The sequence below is a fragment of the Zooshikella harenae genome (genome assembly GCF_018837975.1).
In the GTDB taxonomy this organism is placed as follows: Bacteria; Pseudomonadota; Gammaproteobacteria; order Pseudomonadales; family Zooshikellaceae; genus Zooshikella; species Zooshikella harenae.
In genome coordinates, this window is sequence record NZ_JAGSOY010000315.1 from 1 (window position 1) to 744 (window position 744).

1 protein-coding gene is annotated in these 744 nt (G+C 35.1%); it reads left to right on the forward strand.

Going from position 1 to position 744, the window contains the following annotated elements; all coding sequences use genetic code 11:
* Nucleotides 1–495: 495 nt before the first annotated feature.
* Nucleotides 496–744 (forward strand): MerR family transcriptional regulator (locus KCG35_RS25875; RefSeq protein ID WP_215822783.1); only part of this gene is annotated, 249 nt, incomplete at its 3' end.

Here is a 744-nt window from a genome sequence, read left to right on the forward strand (position 1 = left end):
ATGGCCAAAGTCGAGACTGTTGATAGTTTTCCATATTGACTGAAAACCCAACCTGCATTAGCGAAAATAACAACCGTATAAAAATTCCAATAACTATTAATGCGGGATTCAATCGTTTCTATAAGTGCAATAATATCCATAAATAGTCGACAAAAAAATAATCCAAAAATCATTTACTCATTTACAAAAATATTATTTTTAACAATTAGCCCAACAATTATTCATAAATAAAAATTTTCTTGAACAATACTTAACAAAGAACACCTATCTTTTATGTTTTCCTAAAAATAGCGTACTTTATAAAAAGAATAGACATAACCTAACCTTCTATCTAGCAATGCTTTAGTTCGCTATTTGTATCTGACTCATTTGGATATACCGAAGCGATAGAGAGTCCTGCTCTATGTGAATAGTGCTTTATTCAGTCAAAAAGCCGTTGACCTGTCTATAGGTGTAGGGTTCATACTATCTCCTAGTTGATTGCGAGGAATTGCAATGCTAACGGTGAGTCAAATAGCCAAAAAATTTACTATTTCTCGGGCTACAGTGCTCTACTACGAGCGTATGGGACTATTACAACCATGTACTCGCTCTGAAAATGGCTATCGGTGGTATAGCAACAATGCTGTTAAACGACTTGAAACCATTATCGCCTATAGGTCATTTGGGGTTCCTGTGGCTCAAATACACACTCTATTAAGCCGTGGAGATAACAAAACTCAAGAGGAAATCCTACAAGATCAG